This window comes from Paenirhodobacter sp. YD-8, assembly GCF_056590935.1.
The window spans coordinates 860,130-885,490 of sequence record NZ_CM152649.1; the positions used below are offsets into that span (position 1 = coordinate 860,130).

The following is a 25,361-nucleotide window of genomic DNA, read 5'->3' on the forward strand; positions in this document are numbered from 1 at the left end:
TTCCTCCGATCTTCGCCCCGTCGCTCCTCCAGCATTCCGGCGAAGAGTTAACGGAAGGTTTGCGAATCAACCCTGGGATGAACATGATTCGACATGTGCGCGCCCGGAGTGTGTGTGACACCCGCAAAATGCCTCCGCGGGCGCCGATCACGGCCGCGTTACCGAAACGTCACCTGCACGTCGCTCCGCTGTTACCCGCGCCGGGCATCCGCAGCGCATCACGTAATTGACGGAGCATCCGATGATCCTGCGACTGACGCTCGGCGGCGTTCTTGCCCTGACCACCGCGCTTCCGGCCCTGGCCGAGATGAATTTCAACCGCATCGCCGCCTTCCCGGTGGCCGACAACACCCCCGCCGGCACCGATGCCGCGCGCGAGACCTCGGCCGAGATCATCTCGGCGACCGAGGACGGCATGACGCTCGTCTACACCGACAGCCCGGCGGGCGTGATCGGTCTGATCGACATCACCGACCCGGCGGCGCCGAAGGGGCTGGGCGAGGTATCGGTGAAGGGCGAGCCGACCTCGGTCACGGTGCTGGGCGGCAAGGCCTTCGTCGCGGTGAACACGTCTGAAAGCTATGCCAACCCGTCGGGGCGTCTCGACGTCGTCGACCTTGCGACCAAGACCGAGGTGGCCAGCTGCGATCTCGGCGGTCAGCCCGATTCCATCGCGAAATCGAAGGACGGCCGGTTCCTCGCCATCGCGATCGAGAACGAGCGTGACGAGGAGCTGAACGATGGCGCGCTGCCGCAGATGCCGGCGGGCACTCTGGTCAAGCTGCCGCTGAAGAAGGGCCTGCCCGATTGCGGCGCGCTGCAGACGATCGACGTGACCGGGCTGTCCGAGATCGCCGGCGAGGACCCGGAGCCCGAATTCGTCGACATCAACGGCAAGGGCGAGATCGCGCTGACCCTGCAGGAGAACAACGCGATCGTCATCGTCGGTGCCGACGGCAAGGTGGCCAAGGCCTTCGGCGCCGGCACCGCGACGGTCGAGGGGATCGACACCAAGAAGGACGGCAAGCTCGACTTCACCGGCAAGATCGAGAACATCGCGCGCGAACCCGACGCGGTGAAATGGATCGACGACGACCATATCGCCATCGCCAACGAGGGCGACTGGAAGGGCGGCACCCGCGGCTGGACGATCTTCGCCAAGGACGGCACGATGGTCTATGACAGCGGCAACAGCTTCGAACGCGCGGTGGCGGCGATCGGGCATTTCCCCGACAAGCGTGCCGGCAAGAAGGGCGTCGAGCCCGAGTCGGTCGAGACCGGCACCTTCGGCGGTCAGAAGCTGATCTTCATCGGTTCGGAACGCGGCTCGGTCGTCGGCGTCTATGACGGCACCGATCCGGCGGCGCCGAAGCTTTTGCAGCTCCTGCCCTCGGGCATCGGGCCGGAAGGCTATATCGCGATCCCCGAGCGCAACCTGCTGGTCTCGGCGAACGAGACCGATCTGGGCGCCGACGGCGCGGCGCGGGCGCATGTGATGATCTATCAGCGGCAGGAGGCGCCGGCCGCCTATCCGATGCTGACCTCGGCGGGCTCTGACCCGCTGATCGGCTGGGGCGCGCTTTCGGGTCTTGCCGCCGATCCCGAAAAGGCGGGCATCCTCTACACGATCTCGGACAGCTTCTATTCGGCCGAACCGCGGATCTTCACCATCGACACCACCCAGAAACCCGCCAAGATCGTCGCCGCGCTCGACATCACCCGCGACGGCGCGCCGGCGCAGCTGACCGACCTCGAGGGCATCACGCCCGACGGCAAGGGTGGCTTCTGGCTGTCGACCGAGGGCAACAGTGCCAAGATGGTGCCGCACGGGCTGCTGCATGTCGACGCCAAGGGCAAGATCAAGGAGCAGGTCGGCCTGCCGCCGGAGCTCGCCGCGGTCGAGACCCGCTTCGGCTTCGAGGGCATCGCGAAGGACGGCGACACGCTGTGGATGGCGGTGCAGCGCGAGTGGAAGGACGACCCGAAGGGGATGGTCAAGCTCGTGTCCTACAACACCGAGACCAAGGAATGGGGCGCGGTGCACTATCCGCTCGAGCCGAAGGGCGAGGGCTGGATGGGGCTGTCCGAGCTGACCTTCCACGGGGACTGGGCCTATGTGATCGAGCGCGACAACCTGATCGGCGACAAGGCCGTGGTGAAGCGGCTCTACCGGGTGAAGCGCGCCGATCTGGTCGCGGCGCCGCTCGGCTCCGAGCTGCCGGTGGTGGCGAAGGAAGAGGTGCGCGACCTGATCCCCGACCTGAAGGCCACGGGCGGCTATGTCGTCGACAAGGTCGAGGGCTTCACCGTCGACGCGGCCGGCACCGGCTGGGTGGTGACCGACAACGACGGCGTCGACGACAGCTCGGGCGAGACCCTGTTCTTCCCGGTCGGCACGGTCGAGTGACGCCGGAAAAAGCTCGATTGGCCCGGAAACCCTGTGGTTTCCGGGCCATTTTCACATTTGATGGAACCGGAACGCACGCACGGGACTTGACCAACGGAGGTGGCGATGGCCTTTCTTGGGAAAAGGCTGACGTCGCGTCGGCCCGAATGGTTTTCAGGAACAGGTGTTGCCGTGCTGTCTGTCTCGCTGCGTCGTCATGCGATCGTGTTTCCCGTGTTGCTGGTGGCGGCCCTTGCGGGCTGCGCGCAACAGCCGATGACGCCCGCCACCGTGTCGTCGAGTTCGGCGGTGCCGCCCGAGTATCAGTCGCGGCCCGACGAGGACCGGGTGATCCCGGCGGTCAATCCGCATTACCTCAATGACCGCAACCGCCGCCGCTGGGTCGATTACACCGGCCCCGAGGAGCCGGGCACGATCGTCGTCGACCCCTATGCGCGGCTTCTCTATCACGTTGTCTCGCCCGGCCGGGCGATGCGTTTCGGCATCGCCGTGGGCAAGGCGGGCAAGGGCTTTTCCGGCAATGCAGTGATCTCGCGCAAGGTCGAATACCCGTCCTGGACGCCGACGAAGAACATGATCCGCAACGACCCCGACCTCTACGGGCCGCTCGCGGGCGGGCTTCCGGGCGGGCTCGACAACCCGCTCGGGGCGCGCGCGCTTTACCTCTACCGGAACGGCAAGGATACCTATTACCGCATCCACGGCACGATGGACCCGTCCTCGATCGGCAAGGCCACCTCGGCAGGCTGCATCCGGCTGTTCAACCAGGACATCATCGACATGTTCGACGAGACCGAGCTGGGCACCAAGGTCAAGGTCCGCTCGCGTGAGGAGAGCCTGGCGATGGAAGGGCCGGTGGTCGAGCTGCACACCGGCTATGTCGTGCCCGCCGCCGACGCCGAGGCGATCGCCGCCGATCAGGCCGCCTATGAGGCCGGGCAGATCCAGGATTACTCGCAGGTCGAGCAGGAACAGCACGAGGCCGCCGTCGCCTCGGCCGAGGAGCGTGAGGCGCAGCTGCACGGCACGAATTGATGCGTGGCGGATTCGGGGGACGCCTTGCTTCCATTTCTCCTCGGGGCCGGCGTGGCCCCGATGGACTTTCTGACTGTTTCGATCTGAGCCTTTGGCTGCCGGTCAAAGGCAGTACATCAGCATGTGACCGAGAGTTGCGTGTTGCCTTGCTGAACTTCACGGGGCACACTTCCACGTGACGATGGGACGACCCTTGGTATTTTAGACCAGGCAGAAATATGCGCTACATTTTTGTTTTCGTGCTTCCCGTCGTCGCGGCGACGGTGCTCTTCTACGCATCGTTGGGGATGAGGCAGGAAGCACACCGAGCTTCAGCCGATTTCCTTATCCTTGTCCTCTCTGAAGAAGCTGATGCGGGTCCCAAATTACATAAGATGATAGAAAAATAGCGCGCCACCGGTATTCCAGCGTCTGAGGATTTTGGCGATTGGCACCATGATCTGTGCAGCAGGTGTCGCCTCACTTGCGATACCCATGGAATATTCAATCAAGCGTAAGGTGAATATGATGACCGCAATGGTTGCGGGCTTCTGTGTCGCCAAGGGTGTTATCGGCTTTAGTCTCTTCAACTGGCTAGACTTTTGGAAAGCGATGATCCCCTGCTTGGCGCTTGCGGCGTTCGTGGTGTGGCTTCGCCCCGCGATCAGGAATATGCGCAACAACTCGACCTGAGCATTGCACCGGTAGCATCTCCGCCCAACGTCCGCTCCGTTCGCCTCGCCTTCCCGCAGCGCCTCGGAAAAGCCCGCGCCGCTCAGCGATAGAGGATGACGTAATCCTTGCGCAGGGTCTCGAGCACTCGCCAGATGCCGGAAAAGCCCGGGCGCAGCACGAAGGCATCGCCGGGGCCGACCTCGAGCCGGCTGCCGTCGTCGCCCTCGATCACCGCGCGGCCGGTCAGGATGCGGCAGTATTCCCACTCCTCGTAGGAGGCGCGCCAGGCCCCCGGCGTCGACTGCCAGATGCCGCAGTAAAGCCCGTTCTCGTCCTCGACGTTCCAGGTGGTGTGGACGGGATCGCCCTCGACCAGTTTCGCGGGATCGGGGCGGGTGACTTCGGGCTCCGCCGCGGCGGGGGTGAGCGCTTCGAGCAGCATCGGTCTTACTCCGTCCAGTGCACCTGGGTCAGGTCGTTCGCGGGGGTCGGCGCGTTCAGCCACAGCCCTTCGAGTTTCGCATTCGCGACGCCGGTCTTCGCCAGCTGGAACAGGTAGGCGTTGACGTAATCGCGCGCGATCGTCTCCTCGGCGCGCTGCGTCAGCGTCCGGCGCGTGGCGGGATCCGTGGCGCGGTCGAGCTCGCTCATCAGCGAGACGAAATCGGGGTTGTTGTAGCCGAAATAGTAATCCGGCCGGGCGTAGATGTTGATGTCGGCGGGCTCGGTGTGGCTGACGATGGTCAGATCGAAGTCATGGCCCTTGAACACCTGCTCGAGCCACTGCGCCCATTCGAGATTGGTGATCTCGGTCTTGATCCCTACGGCGGCGAGCTCCGCCGCGACGATCTCGCCGCCGCGCCGGGCATAGGTCGGCGGCGGCAGGGCAAGGCGCAGCGTCAGCCCTTCGGCCCCGGCCGCCGCCAGCAGCGCCTTCGACTTCCCGGGGTCATAGGCGGAGAGCGCCGTCAGATCCTCGTAATCGGGATTGTGCGGCGCGAAATGGGTGCCGATCGGCGTGCCATAGCCGAACATCGCGCCGTCGATGATGTCCTGGCGGTTGAGCGCATGGGCGATCGCCTCGCGCACCTGCACGTTGTTCAGCGGCGGGGTGCGGTTGTTCATCGCGAGGATGGTCTCGCCCTCGGTGGTGCCGACCATCACCTTGAAGCGCGGATCGGCCTGGAACTGCACCAGCGTCTCGGGGGCGGGGAAGTTCGGGAAGGCGTCGACATCGCCCGACATCACTGCCGCGAAGGCCGCGGTCGGGTCGGCGATGAAGCGGAAGGTGGCCTTGGCAAGCGCCGGCTTCGCGCCCCAGTAGCCCGGATAGGCGGCGAGCGTGACGTGATCGCCCTGCACCCAGTCGGCGAGCGCGAAGGGGCCGGTGCCGACGGGATGGGTGGCCTCGGTCGCGACGCTTTCGGGGGCGACGATCACCGCATCGCCCCAGGCCATCTTCGCCGGGAAGGCGCCGTCGGGGGCGCTCAGCACCACCTTCACCGTCGCCGGGTCGATCACCTCGACCGTGGCGATGCCGGCGAAGAGCGCCTTTTGCGCATTGGCGCTGTCCTCGGCGCGGGCGCGGTCGAGGCTGAACTTCACGTCCTCGGCGTCGAAGCCGGTGCCGTCGTGGAAGGTCGCGCCGGTGACCAGGTGGAAGGTGTAACTGGTGCCGTCCTCCGACACCTCCCAGCTGCGGGCAAGTGCGGGCAGCACCGCGCCATCGGGGCCGAAACGGGTCAGCCCCTCGAAGAGGTTGGCATAGACCACCTCGTCGATCGCCGCGGCGGCGCCTGCGGTCGGGTCGAGGTTCGGCGGTTCGAGCACCATGCCCAGGGTGACAGCATCGGGCGCGGCGATGGCGGCGGTTGCCGAAAGCGCAAGGGCGGCAAGCGCCGCGGTCAGGCGATGGGGCATCGGTTCTCCTCGGGCGCGCGCCGGCAGGGCGCGGTTCGCGCCATGATTGATGCGAAGCCCGCCGGGGATCAAGGCATTTGCGCCGCCGCCCCGCTGCAACGCGGCGACAGTCGCACAGGCCGCCGCGCCGCGGCATTCTTTCTTTGCATTGCCGGGCCCGGGGGATTAAGGCTGCGCCCCGAGGAAGAGGAGCCTCGGGACAGGGGGAAGCCATGAGCGCAACCGCAACCACCCGCCGCCTGATGCCGGCGGAGATCACCGCGATGAAGGGGCGCGCGCCCGTCGTCTGCCTGACCGCCTACACCACGCCCGTCGCGCGTCTGGCCGATGCGAGCTGCGACGTGCTGCTCGTCGGGGATTCGCTCGGCATGGTGCTGCACGGGCTGCCGTCGACCCTTGGCGTGACGATGGAGATGATGATCCTGCACGGCCAGGCGGTCGCGCGCGGCTCGGATCGGGCGCTGATCGTCATCGACATGCCGTTCGGCAGCTACGAGGAGGGCCCGGCCCAGGCGTTCCGCAACGCCGCGCGGCTGATGGCCGAGACCGGCGCAGGCGCCGTCAAGCTCGAGGGCGGGCAGCACATGGCCGAGACCATCGCCTTCCTGACCGCCCGCGGCATTCCGGTGATGGCGCATATCGGTCTGACCCCGCAATCGGTGAACACGCTCGGCGGCTACAAGGTGCAGGGCCGGGGCCATGACGCGGCGCGGCTGCGTGCCGATGCGCTGTCGGTGGCCGCCGCCGGCGCCTTCGCCGTGGTGCTCGAGAAGGTGCCCGCGGCGCTGGCCGCCCAGGTCTCGCGCGAACTCGCCATTCCCACGATCGGCATCGGCGCCGGTGTCGATTGCGACGGTCAGGTACTGGTGATCGACGACATGCTCGGCCTCTTCACCGATTTCCGGCCGAAATTCGTCAAGCGCTATGCCGAGCTTGGCGCGCAGGCGGCCGAGGCGATCACCGCCTATGCCGCCGAGGTCCGCACCCGCGCCTTCCCGGCCCCCGAACATTCCTTTGCCGACGAGGTGAAAAAATGACCCAGGTGATCCGCTCCTCGGCCGAGCTGCGCGAGAAGGTCGCGGGCTGGAAACGCTCGGGGATGCTGGTCGGCGTGGTGCCGACGATGGGCGCGCTGCATGATGGCCACCTGTCGCTGGTGCGCGAGGCGCGGCGGCAGTCGGACCGGGTGATCGTGACGATCTTCGTCAACCCGATGCAGTTCAACAATGCCGACGACCTGAAGAAATACCCCCGCGACGAGGACCATGACCTCGCGCTGCTCGATGCCGAGGGGGTGGATGTGCTCTTCGCCCCCGAGGTCGCCGAGGTCTATCCCGAGGGCTTCGCCACCAAGGTCTCGGTTTCTGGCGTGTCGGAGCCGCTCGAGGGCGCCTTCCGTCCGGGCCATTTCGACGGCGTTGCGACGGTGGTCGCGAAGCTGTTCGGCATGACCCAGGCCGGCCGCGCCTTCTTCGGCGAGAAGGACTGGCAGCAGCTGCAGGTGGTGCGCCGGCTGGTCGAGGATCTGAACATCCCGGTGAGGATCATCGGCTGCCCGACGATCCGCGAGACGGACGGGCTGGCGATGTCCTCGCGCAACGTGCGGCTGAGCACGGCCGAGCGCGCTGCGGCCCCGGCACTGCACCGCATCCTGCAGGCCGCCGCCGCGACGCTGCGCGATGGGGCTTCCGCGCGTGAGACGCTGCTCGACGCCGAGGCCGAGATCCTCGAGGCGGGGTTCCGCGAGGTCGAATATCTCGACCTGCGCTCGGTCGAGGGGCTGCGCCCGCTCGGGCACGCCACCGAACCGGCCCGCCTGCTGGTCGCCGCCTGGATCGGCGACGTGCGGCTGATCGACAATATCGCGGTCTGAACCCGACGCCCGGGGGCGCCGCCCCCGGACCCCCGAGGTATTTTTAGCAAGATGAAAGCTGTGTTCGTTTCATCTTGCTAAAATACCTCGGGGGGAGCGCAGCGGGGGGCAGCGCCCCCCTCGCGATCAGGCGAGCAGTTCTGCCAGCGCCAGCGCCAGCACCTTCGCGCTGTCGAGCATGTCCTCGACTCCCACCCATTCATCGGGCTGATGCGCCAGTTCGAGCTGCCCGGGCCCGTAGGCGATGCAGTGCTTCAGCCGGCCGATGCGGTCGATATGCTTCTGGTCATAGGTGCCGGGCGAGACGACATAGCCCGCTTCGCGGCCCAGCACCGCCTCGATCGCCGCCGCGGTGGAGCGCACCACGGGCGCCGCGCGCTCGGTCATCGAGGGGATCACCTCGAAGAGCGTGCGGATTTCGTAATCAAACGCGGGCCGGCGCGCCTTCAGCCCGTCGAGAAGGCGGGTGACCTCGGCCTTCACCTCCTCGAGGTCCTCCTCGATCAGGAAGCGGCGGTCGATCACGATCCGGCAGCGGTCGGCGACGCAGGGCGCGGGCAGGGCGGTCGAGCCGGGCTCGGGTTCCGCCTCGCCGCCGTGGATCGAGTTGATGTTCAGCGTCGAGTGTCGCGCCCCCTCGGGGATCACCGGCATCGCGGTGTGCTTGTGTGCCAGAAGCGGGTAGAGCGTGTCCTCGATCTCGGCCAGAACCGCCCCCATGTGGCGGATCGCGCTGTCGCCGAGGAAGGGCATCGAGCCATGCGCGATGCGCCCCTTCGTCTCGATCTCGGCCCACCACACGCCGCGGTGGCCAAGGCAGATCCGGTCCTTGTGCAAGGGCTCGGGGATGATCACGTGATCGACCCGGCCGGGCGAGAAATAGCCCCGTTCGGCAAGCCAGGCGACGCCGCCGAAGCCGCCCGATTCCTCGTCCGCCGTCGCCGAGATCTCGATCGCGCCGGCGAAATCGGGGCAGGTGGCAAGGAAGGCCTCGGCGGCGATCACGGCGCTTGCGAGGCCGCCCTTCATGTCGCAGGCGCCGCGGCCGTAGATCCGGCCGTCGATCAGCTCGCCCCCGAACGGATCGCGGCTCCAGCCATGGCCGACCTCGACCACGTCGTGATGGCCGTTGAAGTGCACGCATGCGCCGGGCCGTGCCCCCTCGCGCCGGGCGACGAGGTTCCAGCGCGGAAACTCCTCGCAATCGCCCGGCGTGCCGGTGGCGCGCAGCAGCTCGATGGCAAAGCCCTGCCGCGCCAGCCGTTCGGCCAGGAGCTCGCAGATCTCGCGGTAATTGCGCCCGGGCGGGTTCAGCGTCGGCACGCGGATCAGCGCCTGCGTCAGCGCAATGAGCGCGTCGCGGCGGTTCTCGACCTCGGACTTGAGACGGGCAGTGATGTCCATGCGGGCGAGGCTAGCGCTGCCGATTGCCGCGGTAAACCGGAAAGGGTGGCGGGACAGGGGTGTTTTCGCTAGCCTGCCGGGCAAGAGGACGGAGCGGGGGCGCAGGCGAAGGAGGGCGGCGTGAAGGGGGGACTGACGAGACTTCTGGGGCAATGGCGCCGCTCCGCGCCGCCGCCGCATCTGCGCATGGTCATCGTGCATGTCGGCAAGACCGGCGGCACGGCGCTCGCCTCGGCGCTGGCGGCGGACCGGGCGCAGTGCGGGATCGAGCGGGCGCGGGTGCTGGGCCATTCCGAAACGCTGTCGCGCGCTGCGCACAGCTATCCCGGCCGCGAGATCGGCTTTTGCCTGCGCGACCCGGTCGACCGGTTCATCTCGGGCTTCTACAGCCGGCAGCGCCGCGGCAGGCCGCGCTATGACAATGCCTGGACCCCGGCCGAGGCCGAGGCCTTCGCGCGCTTCGCGACCCCCGATGCCCTGGGCCGGGCGCTGGCCGCCGACGACCTCGCCGCGCATCGGGCGATGGAGGGGGTTCTGCACCTGCGCCGCGGCCTTGCACATTACCTCGAAGGGATTGCTGTGCTCGAACGCCACGCGCCGCGGATCGGTTTCATCGGCCGGCAGGAGACCCTTGCAGCCGATGTCGCCTGGCTGCGCCGGCGGCTTGGCCTGTCGGCCGCGGCAGCGCTGCCCGACGACGACATCGGCGCGCATCGCAACCCCGCGAAGGTGGAGAAGGTGCTGTCGGACAGGGCGCGCGCCGCGCTTGAGGAATGGTATGCGCCCGATTACGCAGTGCAGGACTGGTGCCTGCGGCACCGGCGCGACTTGGGGCTCGGCTGAGGCCGGGCGGAAAGGGATGACGGAATGAACCTCTTCGTGATTGTCCTGGTGACGATCTCGCTCGCCATGGCGTTGTGGCTCGCGCGGGCCGATTGGGCGAAGATGCTGGCGCTGGTGCCGCTCGGCGCGCTGGTGCCCGGGTTCTACGGCGCGGCGGTCAACTGCGGCATCGGCTTTCTGGCCGATATCTTGGGCGACGGCGCCTGCACCGGCGGCGCGACACCGCGGGCAGCCTTCGCGGCGCTTTACGTGATCTCGATCCCGATGGTGCTGGCGGGTAGCGTGGTGTTCAAGCTGATCGGCCTTGGCCTGTCGCGCCGGCGCGCGGCCTGAGCCGGGGCGCGGGGGAGGGGACGCATGATCGGGTTCCTGCGCTTTGCGGTCTTCGGGCTTGCGGCCCTCACCATCCTGTTCTGGCTGGTGCGGATCTATGCCCGCTCGCTGCGCCGCGAGGCGCTCGAGAAACACTGGGCGCGGGAAAGCGCGGCGGGAGTGGACCTCGGCCCGCGCGATGCCTATGTCGAGGCCGGAATGCAGGATTATGAGCACGGGCTGACGCGGTGGCTCGTCTGGCTTGTCTTCCTCCTCCCGATCGCGGTCTTCGCGGTCGTGGTCTTTGTCATGAACTATCGGTGAGGCGATCATGCGCTATGTGAAATGGGCTTTCTGGACGGTGATCGTGCTCGTGGTGGGGGGCTTTCTGCACTACACGCTGCCCCAGCATGACATCGTGCGCGTCGTCGGCACCTATCAGGAACGTCAGGACCTGACCGACTGGACGCGGATCTTCTGGTCGACGCCCGACGACCAGTCCGGCACGCTGACCAATCGCGACGTGCAGTTCATTCAGGCGATCCGCGCGAACGGCAAGCCGATGGTCTATCGCAACGAGGATACCGGCTGGCGCTGGCCGCCCTATTTCAAGTTCGACACGGCGACGCTGCAGACCCAGGCCGACGACCTGCGCTCGACCGCCGAGGCGCCGAAATGGGCGGTCGTCACCCATTACGGCTGGCGCAACCAGTTCCTGTCGATCTTCCCGAACGCGGTCGGCATCCGGCCGGTGGCGGGGCCCGATGTGCGGATCATCCCCTGGGTGAACATCGTGATCCTTGGCGGGCTGCTGGTGCTGATCCTGCTCATTCGCGCGATGTGGCGACAGTTCCGCGAACGCACCATCGACCCGCTGATCGACGAGGCCGCCGACAAGTGGGACGAGCTCGGTGACCGGGCCGAGGCGATGGACGGCAAGGCGCGCGGCTTCTGGGCGCGACTGGTCGGGCGCGGCCGCAAGTAAGCCCCTTGTCAGATTGAAAAAGGCCCGGGAGTTCCCGGGCCTTTTTCATGCGCCGTAGGGCAGCCAGATCGTCTTGTGCTGCTGCGCCTCGGCCAGCGTCGCGCGGATCGGTGCGGCGGCCCAGTCCTGCGGGACGGGGCACCAGACGGGCTTGAGCGAGGTGGCGGTTTCGGCGCACAGCCGCGCCGCGGTCTCGGGCGTGCCGCAATACCAAAGCGCCGCGACCTCGTCGTGACCGGCGAGCACCGAGGCCAGCGCGTCGCGCGGGCCGGAAACGAGGGTCACCACCCCGGCCGGCAGGCCCGCGCTGGCGAAGACCTGCGCAAGCTCCGTCGCGGCGGCGGGGAAGGCCTCGGCCGGGATCGCGACGACGCGGTTGCCGGCGGCAATCGCGGGCAGCACCAGCGCGGCAAGCCCCAGCAGCGGTTGCGCGTTCTGGCTCGCGATGCCGATCACCCCAAGGGGCTCGGCGCGGAGCAGCGTCTGCATCTGCGCCCCGGTCGCGGCCAGATGGCCCGCGCCGGCATCGGCCAGCGCCGCGGCGCGGACGGCAAGCTCGATCGTCGCCGCGACCTCTCCGGCGTCATGGCCGGCCGCCTGCAGTCGCGCGGCAATCTCGGCGTGGCGCCGCGACAGGGTCTCGGCGATGGACCGGAGCACCTGCGCCCGGCCATGGCCCGACATCTTCGCCCAGCCCGCGGCCTTCTGCGCCGCCTCGACGGCGCCGGGGATCGTGCCGGGGCCCGGCGCCGGGGCGGCATCGAGCCCCCCCGTCGCCGCCTCGGGCAGGGCCCTCGGGGGCAGGGGGGCGAGGGCGGCCTCGAAGCCCGTGGCGCCGAAGCCGCTGTCGCGGCGCGCACCCGCGGGCGCGGCGGCGTCGAAAATCGCGGTGCTGTTGATCCAGACCGTGGCCGTGTGCAGCCGCGCGGCGATGTCGGTGGCAAGGGTGATGTTTTCCGACCAGACCGAGGCGGCGGCGCCGAAGCGGCTGGCATTCGCGAGCTCTACCGCCTCGGCGGGCGTGCGGAAGGTCATCAGCGTCGCGACGGGGCCGCGCAGCGGCGCCGCGTTGAGCGGGGTTGCCGGGGCGGTGCCCAGAAGGAGCGTCGGGGCGACGAAGGCGCCGGTCTCGGGCAGCGGGTCCGCGGGGCGGAGTGCCACGGCGCCCTCGGTCTCGGTCGCCGCGATCAGGGCGGCGAGGCGGGTGGCCTCGGCCTCGGAGACCAGCGCGCCGATGTCGCTGCCCCTGGCGAGCGGGTCGCCCACCTGCAGCTTCGCGAGGCGGGCCGTGAGGCGGGCGGTGAAGGGCTCGGCCACCGCTTCCGCGACCAGCAGTCGCGCCCCGGCCGAAGGGAGCTGGCCGCCGGCGAGCCAGCCTGCCACCACGCCCTCGACCGCCGCATCCAGATCGGCGTCGGGGAAGACGAGGACGGGGCTGCTGCCGTCGAGCCTGAGGCTCAGCGCCGGGCCGTGGGGGGCGCTGGCGCGGCGTGCCGCGCGGCCGTCCTCGGTCGTGCCGGCGAAGATCAGCCGGTCGAGATCGGCGCCCGCGAGGGCGAGCGCGGTGTCGGCATCGCCGGTGACGATGTTGACCACGCCCGCGGGCAGGCCGGTCTCGGCGCAGATCTCGGCGACTGCAAGGGCCGCGAGCGGCGCCTCGGGCGCGGGCACGACGACGACGGTGCCGCCCGCGGCGAGCACCGGGGCGATCGCGGTTGCAAGCCCCATCAGCGGCAGGGCCGGGGCGAGGACGACGCCGGTCACCGCATGGGGCGCGCGGCCGGGATGATCCATGCCACGCAGCGCCGCGCGGCCGGCGGCGTGATGGAAGGCCCGCACCGCCTGCGCGAGGTCGGGATCGCGGCTTTCGCGGATCGGCGTGCCGGTGTCGAGCGTGGCAAGACCGGCCAGGAAGGCGGCGCGTTTCTGCAGCTGGTGCGCGAGGGCATGAAGCGCCTCGGCGCGCGCCTGATCGGGCAGCGCCGCCCAGCCGGCTTGCGCCGCGCGGGCGGCGGCGAGCGCCGCGGCGATGTCCTCGGCACTGCCCCGCGCCACCTCGGTGAGCACCGCGCCGGTGGCCGGGTTCTGCACCGCGCGCACGGCGCTCGAGGCGGTGAAGGCGCCGGCGATGAAATGGCCGAAGCGGCCGTGCGTGGCAAGCCAGGCGCGGACCTCGGCCGGGTTCTCGGCGCCGGGGCCATAGTCCATCGTCTCGAGGATCTCTTTCACGGTGACCATCTTTCCCTCAGGCAAGCGCGTGGCGGGAGGAGGACGCAAAGCGTCCGGTGACATGCTGTTCGAGCTGGCGCTCGATATCGCCCAGAAGCGAGGAGGCGCCGATCCGGAAGAGGGCGGGGGTGAGCCAGTCGCGCCCCATCTCCTCGCGCATCAGGATCTGCCAGGCGAGGGCGTCCTTGGCCGTGCGCAGCCCCCCCGCCGGCTTGAAGCCGATGCGGGCGCCGGTGCGCGCGCCATAGTCGCGCAGCGCCCGCACCATGGTGAGCGAGACCGGCAGGGTGGCGTTCACCGCCTCCTTCCCGGTCGAGGTCTTGATGAAATCGGCCCCCGCCTGCATCGCCACCATCGCGGCGCGATAGACATTGGCGAGCGAGCCAAGTTCGCCGGTCGCCAGGATCGCCTTCATGTGGGCGGCGCCCGAGGCCTCGCGCATCGCGGCGATCTCGTCGTAAAGCGCGGCCCAGTCGGCGCGCAGCACATGGGCGCGGGTGATGACGATGTCGATCTCGGCGGCGCCTTCCTCGACGGCATAGCGGATCTCGGCCAGGCGCAGCGGCAGCGGCATCAGCCCGGCGGGAAAGCCGGTCGCGACCGAGGCCACGGGGATGCCCGAGCCCGCGAGCGCGCGCACCGCGGCGCCGACCATCGTCGGATAGACGCAGACCGCGCCGGTGGTCAGCGCCTCGAGCCCCAGCCCTTCAAGGATGTGATCGGCGAGCGGGCGGCGGGCCTTGGCGCAGAGCCGCGCGACGCGCGCCTCGGTGTCGTCGCCCGCCAGGGTCGTCAGGTCGATGCAGCGGATGGCATTGACGAGCCAGGCCGCCTGCCACTCGCGCGTGAGACCGCGGCGCGCGGTCAGATCGGCGACGCGGGCCTCGGCGGCGGGGGTGTTGACGGCGACATGCTCGAACCAGGAGGGCTCGAGGGGGTGGCCTGGATTGCGCGGATGGGTCTGGGTCATCGGCTCCGCCGGGGTTGAGGGCGTTCGGGGGCGAGGCTAGCGAAGCGCGGGGCCGGCCGCAACGGGCGCCTTCGGACATGCGAAGGGCCCCGCACGGCGGCGGGGCCCCGAAACCTTGCGGCTGCGTTCAGGCGTTCGCGGCGCGGATCTGGTCCGCCGCATCCTTGTTGTAGGCGACGCCCTTGTCGTCGAAGAGCTTGTCGAGCTCGCCCGACAGCGTCATCTCGGTGACGATGTCGCAGCCGCCGACGAACTCGCCCTTGACGTAGAGCTGCGGGATCGTCGGCCAGTCGGAGAAGTCCTTGATGCCCTGGCGGATGTCGGCATCGGCGAGGACGTTGACGTCCTTGTAGGTGACGCCGAGATAGTTCAGCACCCCGGCGACGCGGCTGGAAAACCCGCACTGGGGCATTTCCTTGGTGCCCTTCATGTAGAGCACCACGTCGTTCGCCTCGATATCGGCCTTGATCTGGTCAAGCGCGCTCATTCCTGTCGTCCTTTCTGACCCTGGGAGGGGATTATTCCAGCGCCTTCGTCGTCAGCGCGAGAGCGTGGAGCGGCGCGTTCGGTCCGTCCATCGCCCCTTTCAGCGCGGCGAAGACGGCACGTTGCTGCTGCACGCGGTTCATGCCCTTGAACGAGGCGTCGATGACTTCGGCCGCCCAGTGATTGCCGTCACCGGCCAGGTCGGTGATGGTGATCTTCGCGTCGGGGAACCCGTCGCGGATCAGGGCTTCGATGTCCTTGGCTTCCATCGGCATGTGGCACTCCTCGTCCTTTGCCCCAATCTAGGCCGGGCCGGGAGGGGGGGCAAGGGGCCGCCCGCGGGCGCGTGGAGCAAGGCGCCTCCGGCGGCAGGATTTGGGCCAGGGAAAGCGGCATGAAAAAGGGCCGGAAGGCCGGCCCTTTCCCAAGTGTGACTGTGCGCCCGTCTCAGTCGCCGATCGCGGCGGCGAAGGCGGCGCGGTAGAGCGCCGAGAGCTCGGCGAGCGGGGCGCTGTCGGTGCCAAGGGTCACTGCGGTGCCACCGAAGCGGCCGACACGGGCGAGCGGCACGCCCGCGGTCTTGGCGGCCGCTTCCAGCGCGGCGGCGCCGGTCGCGTCGCAGGCGACGAGATAGCGCGCCTGATCCTCGCCGAAGAGCTGGTCGATCTCGGCCAGGTCAAGCGTCACGCCAAGGCCCGCGCCCTCGGCCATCTCGAAGGCGGCAAGCGCCAGCCCGCCATCGGCGAGGTCGGTCGCGGCCTTGAGAGCGGCGCGGTTCGCGCGCAGGAACTCGCCGTTGCGGCGCTCGGCCGCCAGATCGACAGGCGGCGCGTCGCCGGTCTCGAGCCCGAAGGCCTCGAGCGCCAGCGCCGACTGGCCAAGGTGCCCCGCGGTCTCGCCGATCACCAGGGCGATGTCACCCTCGCCGGGCAGGCCGGCGATCATCTCGTCGAGCGATTTCAGCAGGCCCACGGCGCCGATCGTCGGCGTCGGCAGGATGCCCGAGCCGTCGGTCTCGTTGTAGAGCGAGACGTTGCCCGACACGATCGGGAAGTCGAGCGCGCGGCAGGCCTCGCCGATGCCTTTGATCGCGCCGACGAACTGGCCCATGATCTCGGGCTTCTCGGGGTTGCCGAAGTTCAGGTTGTCGGTGGTGGCAAGCGGCAGGGCGCCGGCGGCGGTGAGGTTGCGATAGGCCTCGGCCACCGCCTGCTTGCCGCCCTCGAACGGGTTCGCCTTGACGTAGCGCGGCGTCACGTCCGAGGTGAAGGCGATCGCCTTGTCGGTGCCATGCACGCGCACGACGCCGGCGCCAAGGCCCGGACGGCGCACGGTGTCGCCCATCACCTGGGTGTCATACTGCTCGAAGACCCAATCCTTCGCGGCATAGTTCGGCGAGCCGATCAGCGCCTTCAGCGCGGCGATCGGCGCAATCGCCGGCAGCGGCGCCATCGCGGCGGGGGCGGGGGTCTCGATCCACGGGCGGTCGTATTCGGGCGCCGAGGAGGAGAGCTTCGACAGCGGCAGGTCGGCCTTCACCTCGTTGCCGTGCAGGATCAGGAAGCGGTCCTCGGCGATGGTCTCGCCGACCACGGCGAAGTCGAGGTCCCATTTCGCGAAGATCGCGCGGGCCTCGTCCTGCTTGTCGGGATGCAGCACCATCAGCATGCGTTCCTGCGATTCCGACAGCATCATCTCGTAGGCGGTCATCGCGGTTTCGCGCTGCGGCACGGCGTCGAGCACCAGCTTGATGCCCAGCCCGCCCTTGTCGCCCATCTCGACGGCCGAGCAGGTCAGACCCGCCGCGCCCATGTCCTGGATCGAGATCACCGCGTCGGTCTGCATCAGCTCCATGCAGGCTTCCATTAGGCATTTCTCGGTGAAGGGGTCGCCGACCTGGACGGTGGGGCGCTTCTCCTCGATGGTGTCGTCGAACTCGGCCGAGGCCATGGTGGCGCCGCCGACGCCGTCCCGGCCGGTCTTGGCGCCGACATAGACGACGGGCATGCCCACGCCCGAAGCCGCGCAATAGAAGATGCGGTCGGTGTCGGCGAGGCCCGCGGCGAAGGCGTTGACCAGGCAGTTGCCGTTGTAGGAGGGGTGGAAGCGCACTTCGCCGCCGACGTTCGGCACGCCGAAGCAGTTGCCGTAATGGCCGATGCCCTCGACCACGCCCTTGACCAGCTGCGCGGTCTTCGGATGCGCGGGCACGCCGAAGGACAGGCTGTCCATCGCCGCGATCGGGCGCGCGCCCATGGTGAAGACGTCGCGCAGGATGCCGCCGACGCCGGTCGCGGCGCCCTGATGCGGCTCGATGTAGGACGGGTGGTTGTGGCTCTCCATCTTGAAGATCACCGCCTGGCCGTCGCCGATGTCGACGACGCCGGCGTTCTCGCCCGGGCCGCAGATCACCTGCGGGCCCTCGGTGGGCAGGGTGCGCAGCCATTTCTTCGAGGATTTGTAGGAGCAGTGCTCGTTCCACATCGCCGAGAAGATGCCCAGCTCGGTGAAGGAGGGCTCGCGGCCGATGATCTCGAGGATGCGCTGATATTCGTCGGGCTTGAGGCCGTGGGCGGCGACGATTTCGGGGGTGATCTGCGGCTCGGTCATCGATGTCCTCCGGGGATGCGGGGCGGGCGGCTTTGCGCATCCCATAAGCCATGTGGCCTTGCGGGGAAAGAGGCTGCGCACGCGAAAAGGGCCGGCGCGACGGCCGGCCCCTCGTGCTGCGGGCGGGGTCGGATCAGACCTGCGCCTCGAGATGGTCGAGCAGGTCGGAGAGCGTCCAGCCAAGCTGCACCCTGCCATCCTTGTGCGCGCCCTTCGGCACCTCGACCTTGAACATCGAGACATTGGTGTTCAGCGTGTCCGAGACGCGAATGAAGACGGTGTCGGTGGTGTCGCCGGGGATCACGCGCTCGACCTGACCGATCGCGGCGTCGTCGGCGGTCACCACGGCGCCCGGGGTCCCGGTCTCGGACTTGTTGTCGGCGATGCCGGCGTCGCGGGCGAGCTGCTGGTCGGCGGGAATCGTGTCGGCACCCGTCGAGCTTTCGAGCGTGCGGGCGGTGCCGGTCTTGATGTCGGCAATGCCATACTGGTCCAGCGCGTCGCCGTTCTTGGTGCCCGGGTCGGGGGCGGTGATCGTCATGTCGGCGGGCGTCTGCGTCACCTGGGCCGGTGCGATGCCCATGGTGTAGTCGATCAGCCCGTGCGGATCATCGGCGGCGACCGCGGCCAGCGGCGCCGCCAGAAGGCCGGAGACGAGGGCGGTGCTCAGGACGAAATTCTTCTTCATGTCGAACTCCTTTCGGAACTGCAGCCGTTGCGGCTTGTGAGAAGGCAACGGACATCGGCCGGAAAGGTTCAGACGCGTTTTCGTGAGCGCGGCGTGAGCGGCGGCGGCCCTTGGGCGGCAAGACGATTCGTGCGCGACCGGCGAGGGGCGGCGGAGCATAGGGCCAAAAAAAAGGCCGAGACAAAGTCTCGGCCGTAGTCCAACAGGGAGGTAGAAGGTGATGAGAGTTTCCTCGTATCATCCCCTTCTGCGCCTGATTTATGTGCAGAGTTGAAACGGTTCAAGGAGAATTACGCTGCATCTGCAACATGCCCGCCATGCGTTGCGGTTATGCCTCAGTGCAACCTGCGGTTGCAGCCTGAATCCGGCGTCATCCGCGGGGGAAAACACCGGGCAAAAACCTCAGTCGAGGCTGGGTTCGCCGGTCTGTTGACGACGGTAGGCGATGATCTCTTCCTGCACGAAGTCGCGGAAGGCGGTGACGCGGCGCGACTGGCGCAGTTCCTCGGGGTAGGCGAGGAAGACCGGCACCTCGACCGACTCGATCTCGGGCAGGACGCGCTCGAGATTGTTGAAGTCGACGGTCAGGTAATCGGGCAGGATGCCGATGCCGATATGGTTCAGCACGCCCTGCAGCACGCCGAAATAGCTGTTCACCGTCAGCATCGAATGCACATCCTGCGCCATCACCATATGCGCAAGCTGCGCGCCGGCATGGACCTGCGGCGTGGTCGGGTTCTGGCAGATCAGCCGGTGGCGTTCGAGATCGGCGAGGCTTTCGGGCCGGCCGACGGCATCGAGATAGGTGGGCGTCGCATAGAGCCGCATCCGCAGCGTCAGCAGCCGCTTGCGCACCAGATCGGCCTGCGAGGGCTCCTTCATCCGGATCGCCACGTCGGCCTCGCGCATCGGCAGGTCGAGCACGCGTTCCTCGAGCAGCAGGTCGATCTTCAGCTCGGGGTAGCGCTCGTAGAGCTTCGACAGCCGCGGCGTCAACCACAGCGTGCCGAACCCGACGGTGGTGGTCACCTTCAGCTCGCCGAAGACCTCTTCCTCGCTGTCGCGGATGCGCGCGGCGGCGGAATCGAGCTTCTTCGCCATGGTCGAGGTCGCCTCGAACAGAAGTTCCCCCTGTTCGGTCAGAATCAGGCCGCGGGCGTGGCGGTGGAACAGCGTGGTGCCAAGCGCATCTTCCAGCGCGCGGATCTGCCGCGACACGGCCGATTGCGACAGGTGCAGCGCGTCGCCGGCATGGGTCAGCGAGCCGGCATCGGCCACCGCGTGAAAGATTCGCAACTTGTCCCAGTCCATGCCACTCATGATCGCGTCGTCGGCCCCGTGTTACCACTTTTCTGCATATAGGGATCATGGTCCGAAGCCAAACCCGTTCACGCCGAAAAACGTCCTTTCGGCCCAAGGATTTCCGCCTTTCGGCGCGAAGACGCCACCGGCCGGCCGGGGGCTGCCCAAGGGACGGGCAGCGCGGGGCTGGCCCCGGGCTTGCATGAGGGGGGCAGGACCGGCGCGTTTTCGGCTTTCCCTCCGGTCGTCCGCGGGACTAGAAGAGACAACCCCCGCCCGGTTCGGCGGGGCGCTCTGGCGTGGGAGGGAGCAATGGCGGTTGGTGTTTTTGACAGCGGTCTCGGTGGGTTGACCGTCTATGAGGCGATCTCGCGCAAGCTGCCTGATCTGGCCCTCGTCTATTACGGCGACAATGCCAACGCGCCCTATGGCGTGCGCGACGCCGACGACATCTTCAACCTGACCTGCAAGGGCGTCGAGCGGCTGTGGAATGAGGGCTGCGACCTTGTCATCCTCGCCTGCAACACCGCGTCGGCCGCGGCGCTGAAGCGGATGCAGGAGACCTGGATCCCGAAGGACAAGCGCGTTCTCGGTGTCTTCGTGCCGATGATCGAGGCGCTAACCGAACGGAAATGGGGCGACAACTCTCCGCCGCGCGAGGTCGCGGTGAAGCATGTCGCGCTGTTCGCCACCCCGGCCACCGTCGCCTCGCGCGCCTTCCAGCGCGAACTGGCCTTCCGCGCGATCGGTGTCGACGTCGAGGCGCAGCCCTGCGGTGGCGTCGTCGACGCGATCGAGACCGGTGACGAGATCCTCGCCGAGGCGCTGGTGAAATCCCATGTCGAGGCGCTGAAGCGGCGAATGCCGCATCCCGAGGCGGCGATTCTCGGCTGCACCCATTACCCGCTGATGCAGAAGACCTTCCAGGAGGCTCTTGGCGCGCAGGTGAAGGTCTATTCGCAGGCGAATCTGGTGGCCGACAGCCTCGAGGATTACCTCGAGCGCCGGCCGGAATTCGTGGGCAAGGGCACGGTGTCGAAATTCCTGACCACCGGCGACCCGGCCTCGGTCTCGGTGCATGCGACGCAGTTCCTGCGTCACGAGATCCGGTTCGAGGCGGCCTGAGCCGCCCCGACCCCGTTCCGGCCGCGGGCCTCAGCCGAAACGGTTCGGCCCGCGCGTGCCGCGTTGCACCATGAACACCAGCATCGCGATGGCATAGGCGAAGATCGCGATCCCGAAGATCGCGAGCAGCCCGAGCCCGGTGCTTTCCGAGGCGCCGGCCTGCGAAGTGATGGCGGCGAAGACGCCGATCGCCAGCCCGAGGCCGATCATCGCGAGGTAGAAGCCCCCGACCCACCAGCCGGAGCGGTCGGTGTCATGCAGCCGCCGCACCGTCACCGCAAGCGAGGGCAGGAAGGTGGCCAGACCGAACAGCCCCGAGATCGCCGCGCCGTCATTGCCCATGGCGGCTTCAAGCACGCCACCGACGGCGCTGCCGAGCGTGGTGAAGAGGGTGAACCACCAATATTCCGAGCGGCTCGCCCGGCCCTTGAAGGTGGCGTATTTCGTGAAGCAGACCTTGATCGCCTCGCCGAAGCTGCGCCGTGGTGCCCCAGGGTAAAGCCCGTCCGGCCCTACACCCGAGCCGCCGGCCGCCGTGCCCTGCGCCATCCATTGCGCGCGCGGCGCCGGGGCGCCCGCGGGCAGCGGCGGCGGCGCGCCGAAGTCGAAATGGACCGAGGCGGCTTCCCAGTTCGCCATCCCCTCGCTCCACACCAGCGTGTCGGCGCGCAGCCGGCCGGCGCGGATCAGATCGGCCATCGTCTCGGCGCTCACCGGCCCGTGGCTTTCCCCCTGCCAGGCGTAATGCCAGTCTTTCGTCATGCAATTCCCTTCCGGCCGTTCAAATTCTGCGTGGGCGGTAAACATCGCTTGCGCGGGACTTTAGGCTGAGGCAGGACAGGCCGACAAGTCGCGGAGATTGCCATGACCCAGAATATCGCCATCCTCGGCGCCTCGGGCTACACCGGTGCCGAACTCGCCCGGATCATCGCCACCCATCCCTCGATGCGCATCACCGCGCTCTCGGGCGACCGCAAGGCGGGGATGAGCATGGGCGAGGTCTTCCCGCATCTGCGCCACATGAACCTGCCCGATCTGGTGAAGATCGAGGAGATCGACTTCTCGACCATCGATCTGGCCTTCTGCGCGCTGCCGCATGCGACCAGCCAGGCGGTGATCAAGGAGCTGCCGCGCGATCTGAAGGTGGTCGATCTGTCGGCCGATTTCCGGCTGCGCGACCCGGCCGAATACGAGAAATGGTATGGCAAGCCGCATGCGGCGGTCGAGCTGCAGAAAGAGGCCGTCTATGGCCTGACCGAGTTCTACCGCGACGAGATCCGCGGCGCGCGGCTCTGCGCCGGCACCGGCTGCAACGCGGCGGCAGGGCAATATGCGCTGCGCCCGCTGATCGAGGCGGGGGTGATCGACCTCGACGAGATCATCATCGACCTGAAGGCGGGCGTCTCGGGCGCGGGCCGCTCACTCAAGGAAAACCTGCTGCATGCCGAGCTTTCGGGCGGCACCATGCCCTATTCGGCCGGCGGCAAGCACCGCCATCTGGGCGAGTTCGATCAGGAATTCTCGAAGATCGCGGGGCGCGACGTGCGGGTGCAGTTCACTCCCCACCTGATGCCCTTTAACCGCGGCATCCTCGCCACCGTCTATGTCCGGGGCGAACCGCAGGCGATCCATGACGCGCTTTCGCGCCGTTATGCGGACGAAGTGTTCCTCGAAATGCTACCTTTTGGCACACTCCCTTCGACTCGATCCATCGCCGGCTCGAACTATGTTCATGTCGGTGTGGTCGGCGACCGCCTTCCCGGCCGCGCGCTGGTGATGGTGGCGCTCGACAACCTGTGCAAGGGCTCCTCGGGGCAGGCGATCCAGAACGCCAACCTGATGCTGGGGCTCGAGGAGACAGCGGGGCTGATGCTGGCCCCCGTGTTCCCTTGATCAAGGTCAAGGCGGCGCGGGGCGTTTGGCCCGAGAACGCGCCGACACGGCGAAGGAGACGCGGATGAAGAGCCTGAAGAAGAAGCGCCGGATCCAGGTGCTGGTGGTCGCGGCGCTGGCGCTGCTGATCTCGACGGCGATGATCGGTTATGCGATGCGCGACGGGATCAACTTCTTCCGCGCGCCCTCGCAGCTGGCCGAGAACCCGCCGAAACCGGGCGAGACCTTCCGCCTTGGCGGGCTGGTCGAGACCGGCACGCTGAAGCGCGGGCAGGGCGAGACGGTCACCTTCAGCGTCACCGACGGCGGCGCCTCGGTGCCGGTGCGCTTCACCGGCGTGCTGCCCGACCTCTTCAAGGAAGGGCAGGGGATGATCGGCACCGGCAAGATGGAGGACGGCACCTTCGTCGCCTCCGAGATCCTCGCGAAGCATGACGAGAACTACATGCCGAAGGAAGTGATCGAGGCGCTGAAGGAACAGGGCGTCTATGAGCCGCCGAAGCCCAATTCCTGATCCGCGCGCCCGCTTGCGGCGCCGTTAACCGGATCGCGACAGCATTCCCCGGGGGAGCCTCTGGGGAATGCGCATGAAATCAGTCACCGACATTGCCAAGGAAATCGTCGCCCGCGAGGGCGGCTATGTGAAGGACCCCGACGATCCCGGCGGGGCCACGAACTACGGCGTGACGCTTGCCACGCTGCGCCGGCTCGGCATCGACCTCGACCGCGACGGGATGGTCAGCGAGCGCGACGTGAAACTGCTGACCCCCGCGCAGGCGGTGCAGATCTATGTGCGCCATTTCTTCGACGCGCCGCGCCTTGGCGAGCTGCCCGAGGCGGTGCAGCCCTCGGTCTTCGACATGCAGGTGAACGCCGGCGACAATGCGGTGAAGATCCTGCAGCGGCTGCTGAACCGGATGGGGCAGGCGGTCGCGGTCGACGGGCAGGTCGGGCCGCAGACGATTGCCGCCGCGCGCCGCGCCGCCGCCCCCGATACGGGGCTCTTCGCCGACGCCTATGGCATTGCCCGGCGCAACTACTATTACGACCTCGCCGCCGCCCGCCCGGCCTCGCGCAAATATGCGACGACCACGGCGGGCACCAAGGGCGGCTGGATCCTGCGTGCCGAGGAGTTCATCTCGCCGCGCTTCCACCTGAGCCCGGCGCAGCACAAGGCACGGGTGGCGGCATGGGGCTGATCGGGCGGATCCTTGGCGGGCCGGCCGCGACCTCGGCCCTCGGCACCGCGGTGACGCATGTCGCCGAGGTGTTCACCGTCAACGCGACGAAGAAGATGGAGGCCGAGGCCGAGGCCTATCGCGCCGCACTCGACGAGCACGGGGCCGAGTTCCGATATGCCCGGGCGGGCCTTTTCGACCGCGTCGTGAACGGGCTGAACCGGCTGCCGCGGCCGATGCTGGCGCTCGGCACGCTGGGGCTCTTCGTCTATGCGATGCTCGACCCCGTCGCCTTCGCGCAGCGCATGGTCGGGCTGAACTATGTGCCCGAGCCGCTGTGGTGGCTGCTGGGGGCGATCGTCAGCTTCTATTTCGGCGCGCGCGAGGCCTATTACCTGCGCCACCGCTCGACGCCCGCGCCGCCGCCCGCCCCGCTCGAGCCGGGCGAGAACCCGGCGCTCGCCGAGCTGATGGCGAAGGGCGCGGTGGCCGAGGTGCCGGCGGGCTAGGCCTCAGAACGAGCGGGTGGGCCGGTCGAAGACCTTCCGGCCCATCAGCGAGCCGACCAGATCGACCATCAGCTTCGCGGTGCGGCCGCGCTCGTCGAGGAAGGGGTTCAGCTCGACCAGATCGAGCGAGGTGACGAGCCCCGATTCGTGCAACAGCTCCATCACCAGATGCGCCTCGCGGAAGGTGGCGCCGCCCGGAACGGTGGTGCCGACCGCCGGCGCGATCGCCGGGTCGAGGAAATCGACGTCGAGCGAGACATGCAGCAGCCCGTTCGCCGCCCGCACCCGGTCGAGAAATTCGCGCAAGGGCGCACCGAAGCCGCGCTCGTCCAGGACGCGCATGTCGGCGATCTCGATCTCCTCGGGGATCAGCGCGGATTTCTCCGCCGGATCGACCGAGCGGATGCCCAGCATCGCGATCCGCTCGCCGGGCACCGGCGCAGGGAAGGGCGGGAACGGGGCAAAGCCCGGTCGGCCGGCGATATAGGCGACGGGCGTGCCGTGCAGGTTGCCCGAGACGGTGCTTTCCGGCGTGTGGAAATCGGTATGCGCATCGAGCCAGAGCACGAAAAGCGGCCGGCCTGCCTTCTTCGCATGGGCGGCCATGCCGGCGACCGAGCCGAGCGACAGCGAATGATCGCCGCCGAGGAAGACCGGCATCCCCTCGGCCGCCGCCGCCTCGCCGGCGCGCGCGAGCGCCTCGGTCCAGGCAAGGGTCTCGGCCAGGTGATGCACCGCCGGGTTCGGATGGGGCAGGGGGGCACAGGGCGCAATCGTCACGTCACCGCGGTCGAGCACCTTGTGGCCAAGCTCCTCGATTGCGGCGGCGATGCCGGCGACGCGATAGGCCGCCGGGCCCATCAAGGCGCCTGCACGCTTCTGCCCGCTGTCCACGGGGGCGCCGATCAGGATGCAGGTCTGGGCCATGGCTGTCTCCT

The 25,361-nt window shown here is 68.5% G+C and carries 26 protein-coding genes; 14 read left to right on the forward strand and 12 right to left on the reverse strand.

Annotated elements, in window-relative coordinates; genetic code table 11:
• Positions 1-241 precede the first annotated feature (241 nt).
• From AC0QTQ_RS04235 to AC0QTQ_RS04245, 3 genes are all read left to right on the forward strand, one after another.
• Positions 242-2,407 (forward strand): esterase-like activity of phytase family protein, encoded by a 2,166-nt coding sequence (locus tag AC0QTQ_RS04235; protein ID WP_480258388.1) that lies wholly within the window; start codon positions 242-244, stop codon positions 2,405-2,407.
• 171 nt (positions 2,408-2,578) lie between these two features.
• Positions 2,579-3,442 carry a L,D-transpeptidase gene (locus AC0QTQ_RS04240; RefSeq protein ID WP_480258389.1) on the forward strand — a complete coding sequence of 288 codons (864 nt, stop codon included), beginning with the start codon at positions 2,579-2,581 and terminating at the stop codon, positions 3,440-3,442.
• Positions 3,443-3,949: 507 nt separating this feature from the next.
• Positions 3,950-4,114, forward strand: coding sequence for a hypothetical protein (locus tag AC0QTQ_RS04245; RefSeq protein WP_480258390.1), 165 nt, complete (start codon positions 3,950-3,952; stop codon positions 4,112-4,114).
• A gap of 82 nt (positions 4,115-4,196) precedes the next feature.
• Here AC0QTQ_RS04245 and AC0QTQ_RS04250 read toward each other — a convergent pair whose 3' ends face one another.
• Together AC0QTQ_RS04250 and AC0QTQ_RS04255 are read right to left on the reverse strand one after the other, a co-directional pair.
• Positions 4,197-4,538 carry a cupin domain-containing protein gene (locus AC0QTQ_RS04250; protein ID WP_480258391.1) on the reverse strand — a complete coding sequence of 114 codons (342 nt, stop codon included), beginning with the start codon at positions 4,536-4,538 and terminating at the stop codon, positions 4,197-4,199.
• 5 nt (positions 4,539-4,543) lie between these two features.
• A complete protein-coding gene (locus AC0QTQ_RS04255) occupies positions 4,544-6,016 on the reverse strand; it encodes an ABC transporter substrate-binding protein (protein WP_480258392.1) in 1,473 nt (490 codons plus the stop codon).
• A gap of 212 nt (positions 6,017-6,228) precedes the next feature.
• Here AC0QTQ_RS04255 and panB point away from each other — a divergent pair, with 212 nt between their 5' ends.
• Both panB and panC read left to right on the forward strand, forming a co-directional pair.
• On the forward strand, positions 6,229-7,053 hold the full coding sequence (gene panB, locus AC0QTQ_RS04260; protein ID WP_480258393.1) for a 3-methyl-2-oxobutanoate hydroxymethyltransferase: 825 nt from the start codon (positions 6,229-6,231) through the stop codon (positions 7,051-7,053).
• Positions 7,050-7,889: a pantoate--beta-alanine ligase gene (gene panC, locus AC0QTQ_RS04265; RefSeq protein WP_480258394.1), complete on the forward strand. Its 840-nt coding sequence runs from the start codon at positions 7,050-7,052 to the stop codon at positions 7,887-7,889. Before panB ends, panC begins: the two co-directional genes overlap by 4 nt.
• A 126-nt stretch (positions 7,890-8,015) precedes the next feature.
• Here the strand turns inward: panC and AC0QTQ_RS04270 are convergent, their stop codons facing one another.
• Positions 8,016-9,293 (reverse strand): acetylornithine deacetylase/succinyl-diaminopimelate desuccinylase family protein, encoded by a 1,278-nt coding sequence (locus tag AC0QTQ_RS04270; RefSeq protein WP_480258395.1) that lies wholly within the window; start codon positions 9,291-9,293, stop codon positions 8,016-8,018.
• Positions 9,294-9,413: 120 nt separating this feature from the next.
• Between AC0QTQ_RS04270 and AC0QTQ_RS04275 the strand changes: the two genes are divergently transcribed.
• Genes AC0QTQ_RS04275 through AC0QTQ_RS04290 form a run of 4 tightly spaced genes read left to right on the forward strand, consistent with a single transcriptional unit; the run spans position 9,414 to position 11,433 of the window.
• Positions 9,414-10,136 carry a hypothetical protein gene (locus tag AC0QTQ_RS04275; RefSeq protein WP_480258396.1) on the forward strand — a complete coding sequence of 241 codons (723 nt, stop codon included), beginning with the start codon at positions 9,414-9,416 and terminating at the stop codon, positions 10,134-10,136.
• Positions 10,137-10,160: 24 nt separating this feature from the next.
• A complete protein-coding gene (locus AC0QTQ_RS04280) occupies positions 10,161-10,469 on the forward strand; it encodes a hypothetical protein (RefSeq protein ID WP_480258397.1) in 309 nt (102 codons plus the stop codon).
• A gap of 24 nt (positions 10,470-10,493) precedes the next feature.
• Positions 10,494-10,772: a hypothetical protein gene (locus AC0QTQ_RS04285; protein ID WP_480258398.1), complete on the forward strand. Its 279-nt coding sequence runs from the start codon at positions 10,494-10,496 to the stop codon at positions 10,770-10,772.
• Positions 10,773-10,779: 7 nt separating this feature from the next.
• The gene (locus tag AC0QTQ_RS04290) at positions 10,780-11,433 is read left to right on the forward strand and encodes a DUF1523 family protein (protein WP_113899117.1); all 654 of its coding nucleotides are present in this window, start codon (positions 10,780-10,782) and stop codon (positions 11,431-11,433) included.
• Positions 11,434-11,478: 45 nt separating this feature from the next.
• On the opposite strand, the gene AC0QTQ_RS04295 is transcribed toward AC0QTQ_RS04290, so the two are convergent.
• The 7 genes from AC0QTQ_RS04295 to AC0QTQ_RS04325 all read right to left on the reverse strand — a co-directional run bounded on the left by AC0QTQ_RS04295 (position 11,479) and on the right by AC0QTQ_RS04325 (position 19,727).
• Entirely contained in the window at positions 11,479-13,671 is a 2,193-nt protein-coding gene (locus AC0QTQ_RS04295) for an aldehyde dehydrogenase family protein (RefSeq protein ID WP_480258399.1), read from the reverse strand.
• A 7-nt stretch (positions 13,672-13,678) separates the two neighbouring features.
• Entirely contained in the window at positions 13,679-14,632 is a 954-nt protein-coding gene (gene deoC / locus AC0QTQ_RS04300; RefSeq protein ID WP_480258400.1) for a deoxyribose-phosphate aldolase, read from the reverse strand.
• Between the two features lie 127 nt (positions 14,633-14,759).
• Positions 14,760-15,119, reverse strand: coding sequence for a Grx4 family monothiol glutaredoxin (gene grxD, locus AC0QTQ_RS04305; protein WP_480258401.1), 360 nt, complete (start codon positions 15,117-15,119; stop codon positions 14,760-14,762).
• 31 nt (positions 15,120-15,150) lie between these two features.
• Positions 15,151-15,393, reverse strand: coding sequence for a BolA/IbaG family iron-sulfur metabolism protein (locus tag AC0QTQ_RS04310; protein WP_480258402.1), 243 nt, complete (start codon positions 15,391-15,393; stop codon positions 15,151-15,153).
• Between the two features lie 172 nt (positions 15,394-15,565).
• Positions 15,566-17,728, reverse strand: coding sequence for a phosphoribosylformylglycinamidine synthase subunit PurL (gene purL, locus AC0QTQ_RS04315; protein ID WP_480258403.1), 2,163 nt, complete (start codon positions 17,726-17,728; stop codon positions 15,566-15,568).
• 133 nt (positions 17,729-17,861) lie between these two features.
• Positions 17,862-18,416 carry a hypothetical protein gene (locus AC0QTQ_RS04320; protein ID WP_480258404.1) on the reverse strand — a complete coding sequence of 185 codons (555 nt, stop codon included), beginning with the start codon at positions 18,414-18,416 and terminating at the stop codon, positions 17,862-17,864.
• 402 nt (positions 18,417-18,818) lie between these two features.
• Positions 18,819-19,727, reverse strand: coding sequence for a LysR family transcriptional regulator (locus tag AC0QTQ_RS04325; RefSeq protein ID WP_121530135.1), 909 nt, complete (start codon positions 19,725-19,727; stop codon positions 18,819-18,821).
• Between the two features lie 303 nt (positions 19,728-20,030).
• On the opposite strand from AC0QTQ_RS04325, the gene murI reads away from it, so the two are divergent.
• Positions 20,031-20,843: a glutamate racemase gene (gene murI / locus AC0QTQ_RS04330; RefSeq protein WP_121530136.1), complete on the forward strand. Its 813-nt coding sequence runs from the start codon at positions 20,031-20,033 to the stop codon at positions 20,841-20,843.
• Positions 20,844-20,873: 30 nt separating this feature from the next.
• Here the strand turns inward: murI and AC0QTQ_RS04335 are convergent, their stop codons facing one another.
• Complete coding sequence (locus tag AC0QTQ_RS04335; protein WP_480258405.1) at positions 20,874-21,605, reverse strand: DUF805 domain-containing protein; 732 nt, start codon at positions 21,603-21,605, stop codon at positions 20,874-20,876.
• Between the two features lie 102 nt (positions 21,606-21,707).
• Here AC0QTQ_RS04335 and argC point away from each other — a divergent pair, with 102 nt between their 5' ends.
• The 4 genes from argC (at position 21,708) to AC0QTQ_RS04355 (ending at position 24,423) form a co-directional block, all read left to right on the forward strand.
• Positions 21,708-22,736: an N-acetyl-gamma-glutamyl-phosphate reductase gene (gene argC / locus AC0QTQ_RS04340; protein ID WP_480258406.1), complete on the forward strand. Its 1,029-nt coding sequence runs from the start codon at positions 21,708-21,710 to the stop codon at positions 22,734-22,736.
• Positions 22,737-22,800: 64 nt separating this feature from the next.
• Positions 22,801-23,250 carry a cytochrome c maturation protein CcmE gene (ccmE, locus tag AC0QTQ_RS04345; RefSeq protein WP_480258407.1) on the forward strand — a complete coding sequence of 150 codons (450 nt, stop codon included), beginning with the start codon at positions 22,801-22,803 and terminating at the stop codon, positions 23,248-23,250.
• A gap of 73 nt (positions 23,251-23,323) precedes the next feature.
• Positions 23,324-23,935, forward strand: a complete 612-nt coding sequence (locus AC0QTQ_RS04350; RefSeq protein WP_480258408.1) for a holin-associated N-acetylmuramidase — start codon at positions 23,324-23,326, stop codon at positions 23,933-23,935.
• The gene (locus AC0QTQ_RS04355; protein ID WP_480258409.1) at positions 23,926-24,423 is read left to right on the forward strand and encodes a holin family protein; all 498 of its coding nucleotides are present in this window, start codon (positions 23,926-23,928) and stop codon (positions 24,421-24,423) included. Before AC0QTQ_RS04350 ends, AC0QTQ_RS04355 begins: the two co-directional genes overlap by 10 nt.
• 3 nt (positions 24,424-24,426) lie before the next feature.
• Here the strand turns inward: AC0QTQ_RS04355 and rocF are convergent, their stop codons facing one another.
• The gene (rocF, locus tag AC0QTQ_RS04360) at positions 24,427-25,350 is read right to left on the reverse strand and encodes an arginase (RefSeq protein ID WP_480258410.1); all 924 of its coding nucleotides are present in this window, start codon (positions 25,348-25,350) and stop codon (positions 24,427-24,429) included.
• Positions 25,351-25,361: the final 11 nt, after the last annotated feature.

Bases quoted from the DNA above. Each gene is read 5' to 3' on its own strand.
- AC0QTQ_RS04235 (WP_480258388.1), top strand. From the start codon at position 242: ATGATCCTGCGACTGACGCTCGGCGGCGTTCTTGCCCTGACCACCGCG.
- panB (WP_480258393.1), top strand. From the start codon at position 6,229: ATGAGCGCAACCGCAACCACCCGCCGCCTGATGCCGGCGGAGATCACC.
- AC0QTQ_RS04335 (WP_480258405.1), bottom strand. From the start codon at position 21,605: ATGACGAAAGACTGGCATTACGCCTGGCAGGGGGAAAGCCACGGGCCG.
- murI (WP_121530136.1), top strand. From the start codon at position 20,031: ATGGCGGTTGGTGTTTTTGACAGCGGTCTCGGTGGGTTGACCGTCTAT.
- AC0QTQ_RS04250 (WP_480258391.1), bottom strand. From the start codon at position 4,538: ATGCTGCTCGAAGCGCTCACCCCCGCCGCGGCGGAGCCCGAAGTCACC.
- purL (WP_480258403.1), bottom strand. From the start codon at position 17,728: ATGACCGAGCCGCAGATCACCCCCGAAATCGTCGCCGCCCACGGCCTC.
- AC0QTQ_RS04295 (WP_480258399.1), bottom strand. From the start codon at position 13,671: ATGGTCACCGTGAAAGAGATCCTCGAGACGATGGACTATGGCCCCGGC.
- AC0QTQ_RS04355 (WP_480258409.1), top strand. From the start codon at position 23,926: ATGGGGCTGATCGGGCGGATCCTTGGCGGGCCGGCCGCGACCTCGGCC.
- AC0QTQ_RS04290 (WP_113899117.1), top strand. From the start codon at position 10,780: ATGCGCTATGTGAAATGGGCTTTCTGGACGGTGATCGTGCTCGTGGTG.
- rocF (WP_480258410.1), bottom strand. From the start codon at position 25,350: ATGGCCCAGACCTGCATCCTGATCGGCGCCCCCGTGGACAGCGGGCAG.
- AC0QTQ_RS04280 (WP_480258397.1), top strand. From the start codon at position 10,161: ATGAACCTCTTCGTGATTGTCCTGGTGACGATCTCGCTCGCCATGGCG.
- ccmE (WP_480258407.1), top strand. From the start codon at position 22,801: ATGAAGAGCCTGAAGAAGAAGCGCCGGATCCAGGTGCTGGTGGTCGCG.
- deoC (WP_480258400.1), bottom strand. From the start codon at position 14,632: ATGACCCAGACCCATCCGCGCAATCCAGGCCACCCCCTCGAGCCCTCC.
- AC0QTQ_RS04350 (WP_480258408.1), top strand. From the start codon at position 23,324: ATGAAATCAGTCACCGACATTGCCAAGGAAATCGTCGCCCGCGAGGGC.
- grxD (WP_480258401.1), bottom strand. From the start codon at position 15,119: ATGAGCGCGCTTGACCAGATCAAGGCCGATATCGAGGCGAACGACGTG.
- panC (WP_480258394.1), top strand. From the start codon at position 7,050: ATGACCCAGGTGATCCGCTCCTCGGCCGAGCTGCGCGAGAAGGTCGCG.
- AC0QTQ_RS04325 (WP_121530135.1), bottom strand. From the start codon at position 19,727: ATGGACTGGGACAAGTTGCGAATCTTTCACGCGGTGGCCGATGCCGGC.
- argC (WP_480258406.1), top strand. From the start codon at position 21,708: ATGACCCAGAATATCGCCATCCTCGGCGCCTCGGGCTACACCGGTGCC.
- AC0QTQ_RS04310 (WP_480258402.1), bottom strand. From the start codon at position 15,393: ATGCCGATGGAAGCCAAGGACATCGAAGCCCTGATCCGCGACGGGTTC.
- AC0QTQ_RS04255 (WP_480258392.1), bottom strand. From the start codon at position 6,016: ATGCCCCATCGCCTGACCGCGGCGCTTGCCGCCCTTGCGCTTTCGGCA.
- AC0QTQ_RS04320 (WP_480258404.1), bottom strand. From the start codon at position 18,416: ATGAAGAAGAATTTCGTCCTGAGCACCGCCCTCGTCTCCGGCCTTCTG.
- AC0QTQ_RS04245 (WP_480258390.1), top strand. From the start codon at position 3,950: ATGACCGCAATGGTTGCGGGCTTCTGTGTCGCCAAGGGTGTTATCGGC.
- AC0QTQ_RS04270 (WP_480258395.1), bottom strand. From the start codon at position 9,293: ATGGACATCACTGCCCGTCTCAAGTCCGAGGTCGAGAACCGCCGCGAC.
- AC0QTQ_RS04285 (WP_480258398.1), top strand. From the start codon at position 10,494: ATGATCGGGTTCCTGCGCTTTGCGGTCTTCGGGCTTGCGGCCCTCACC.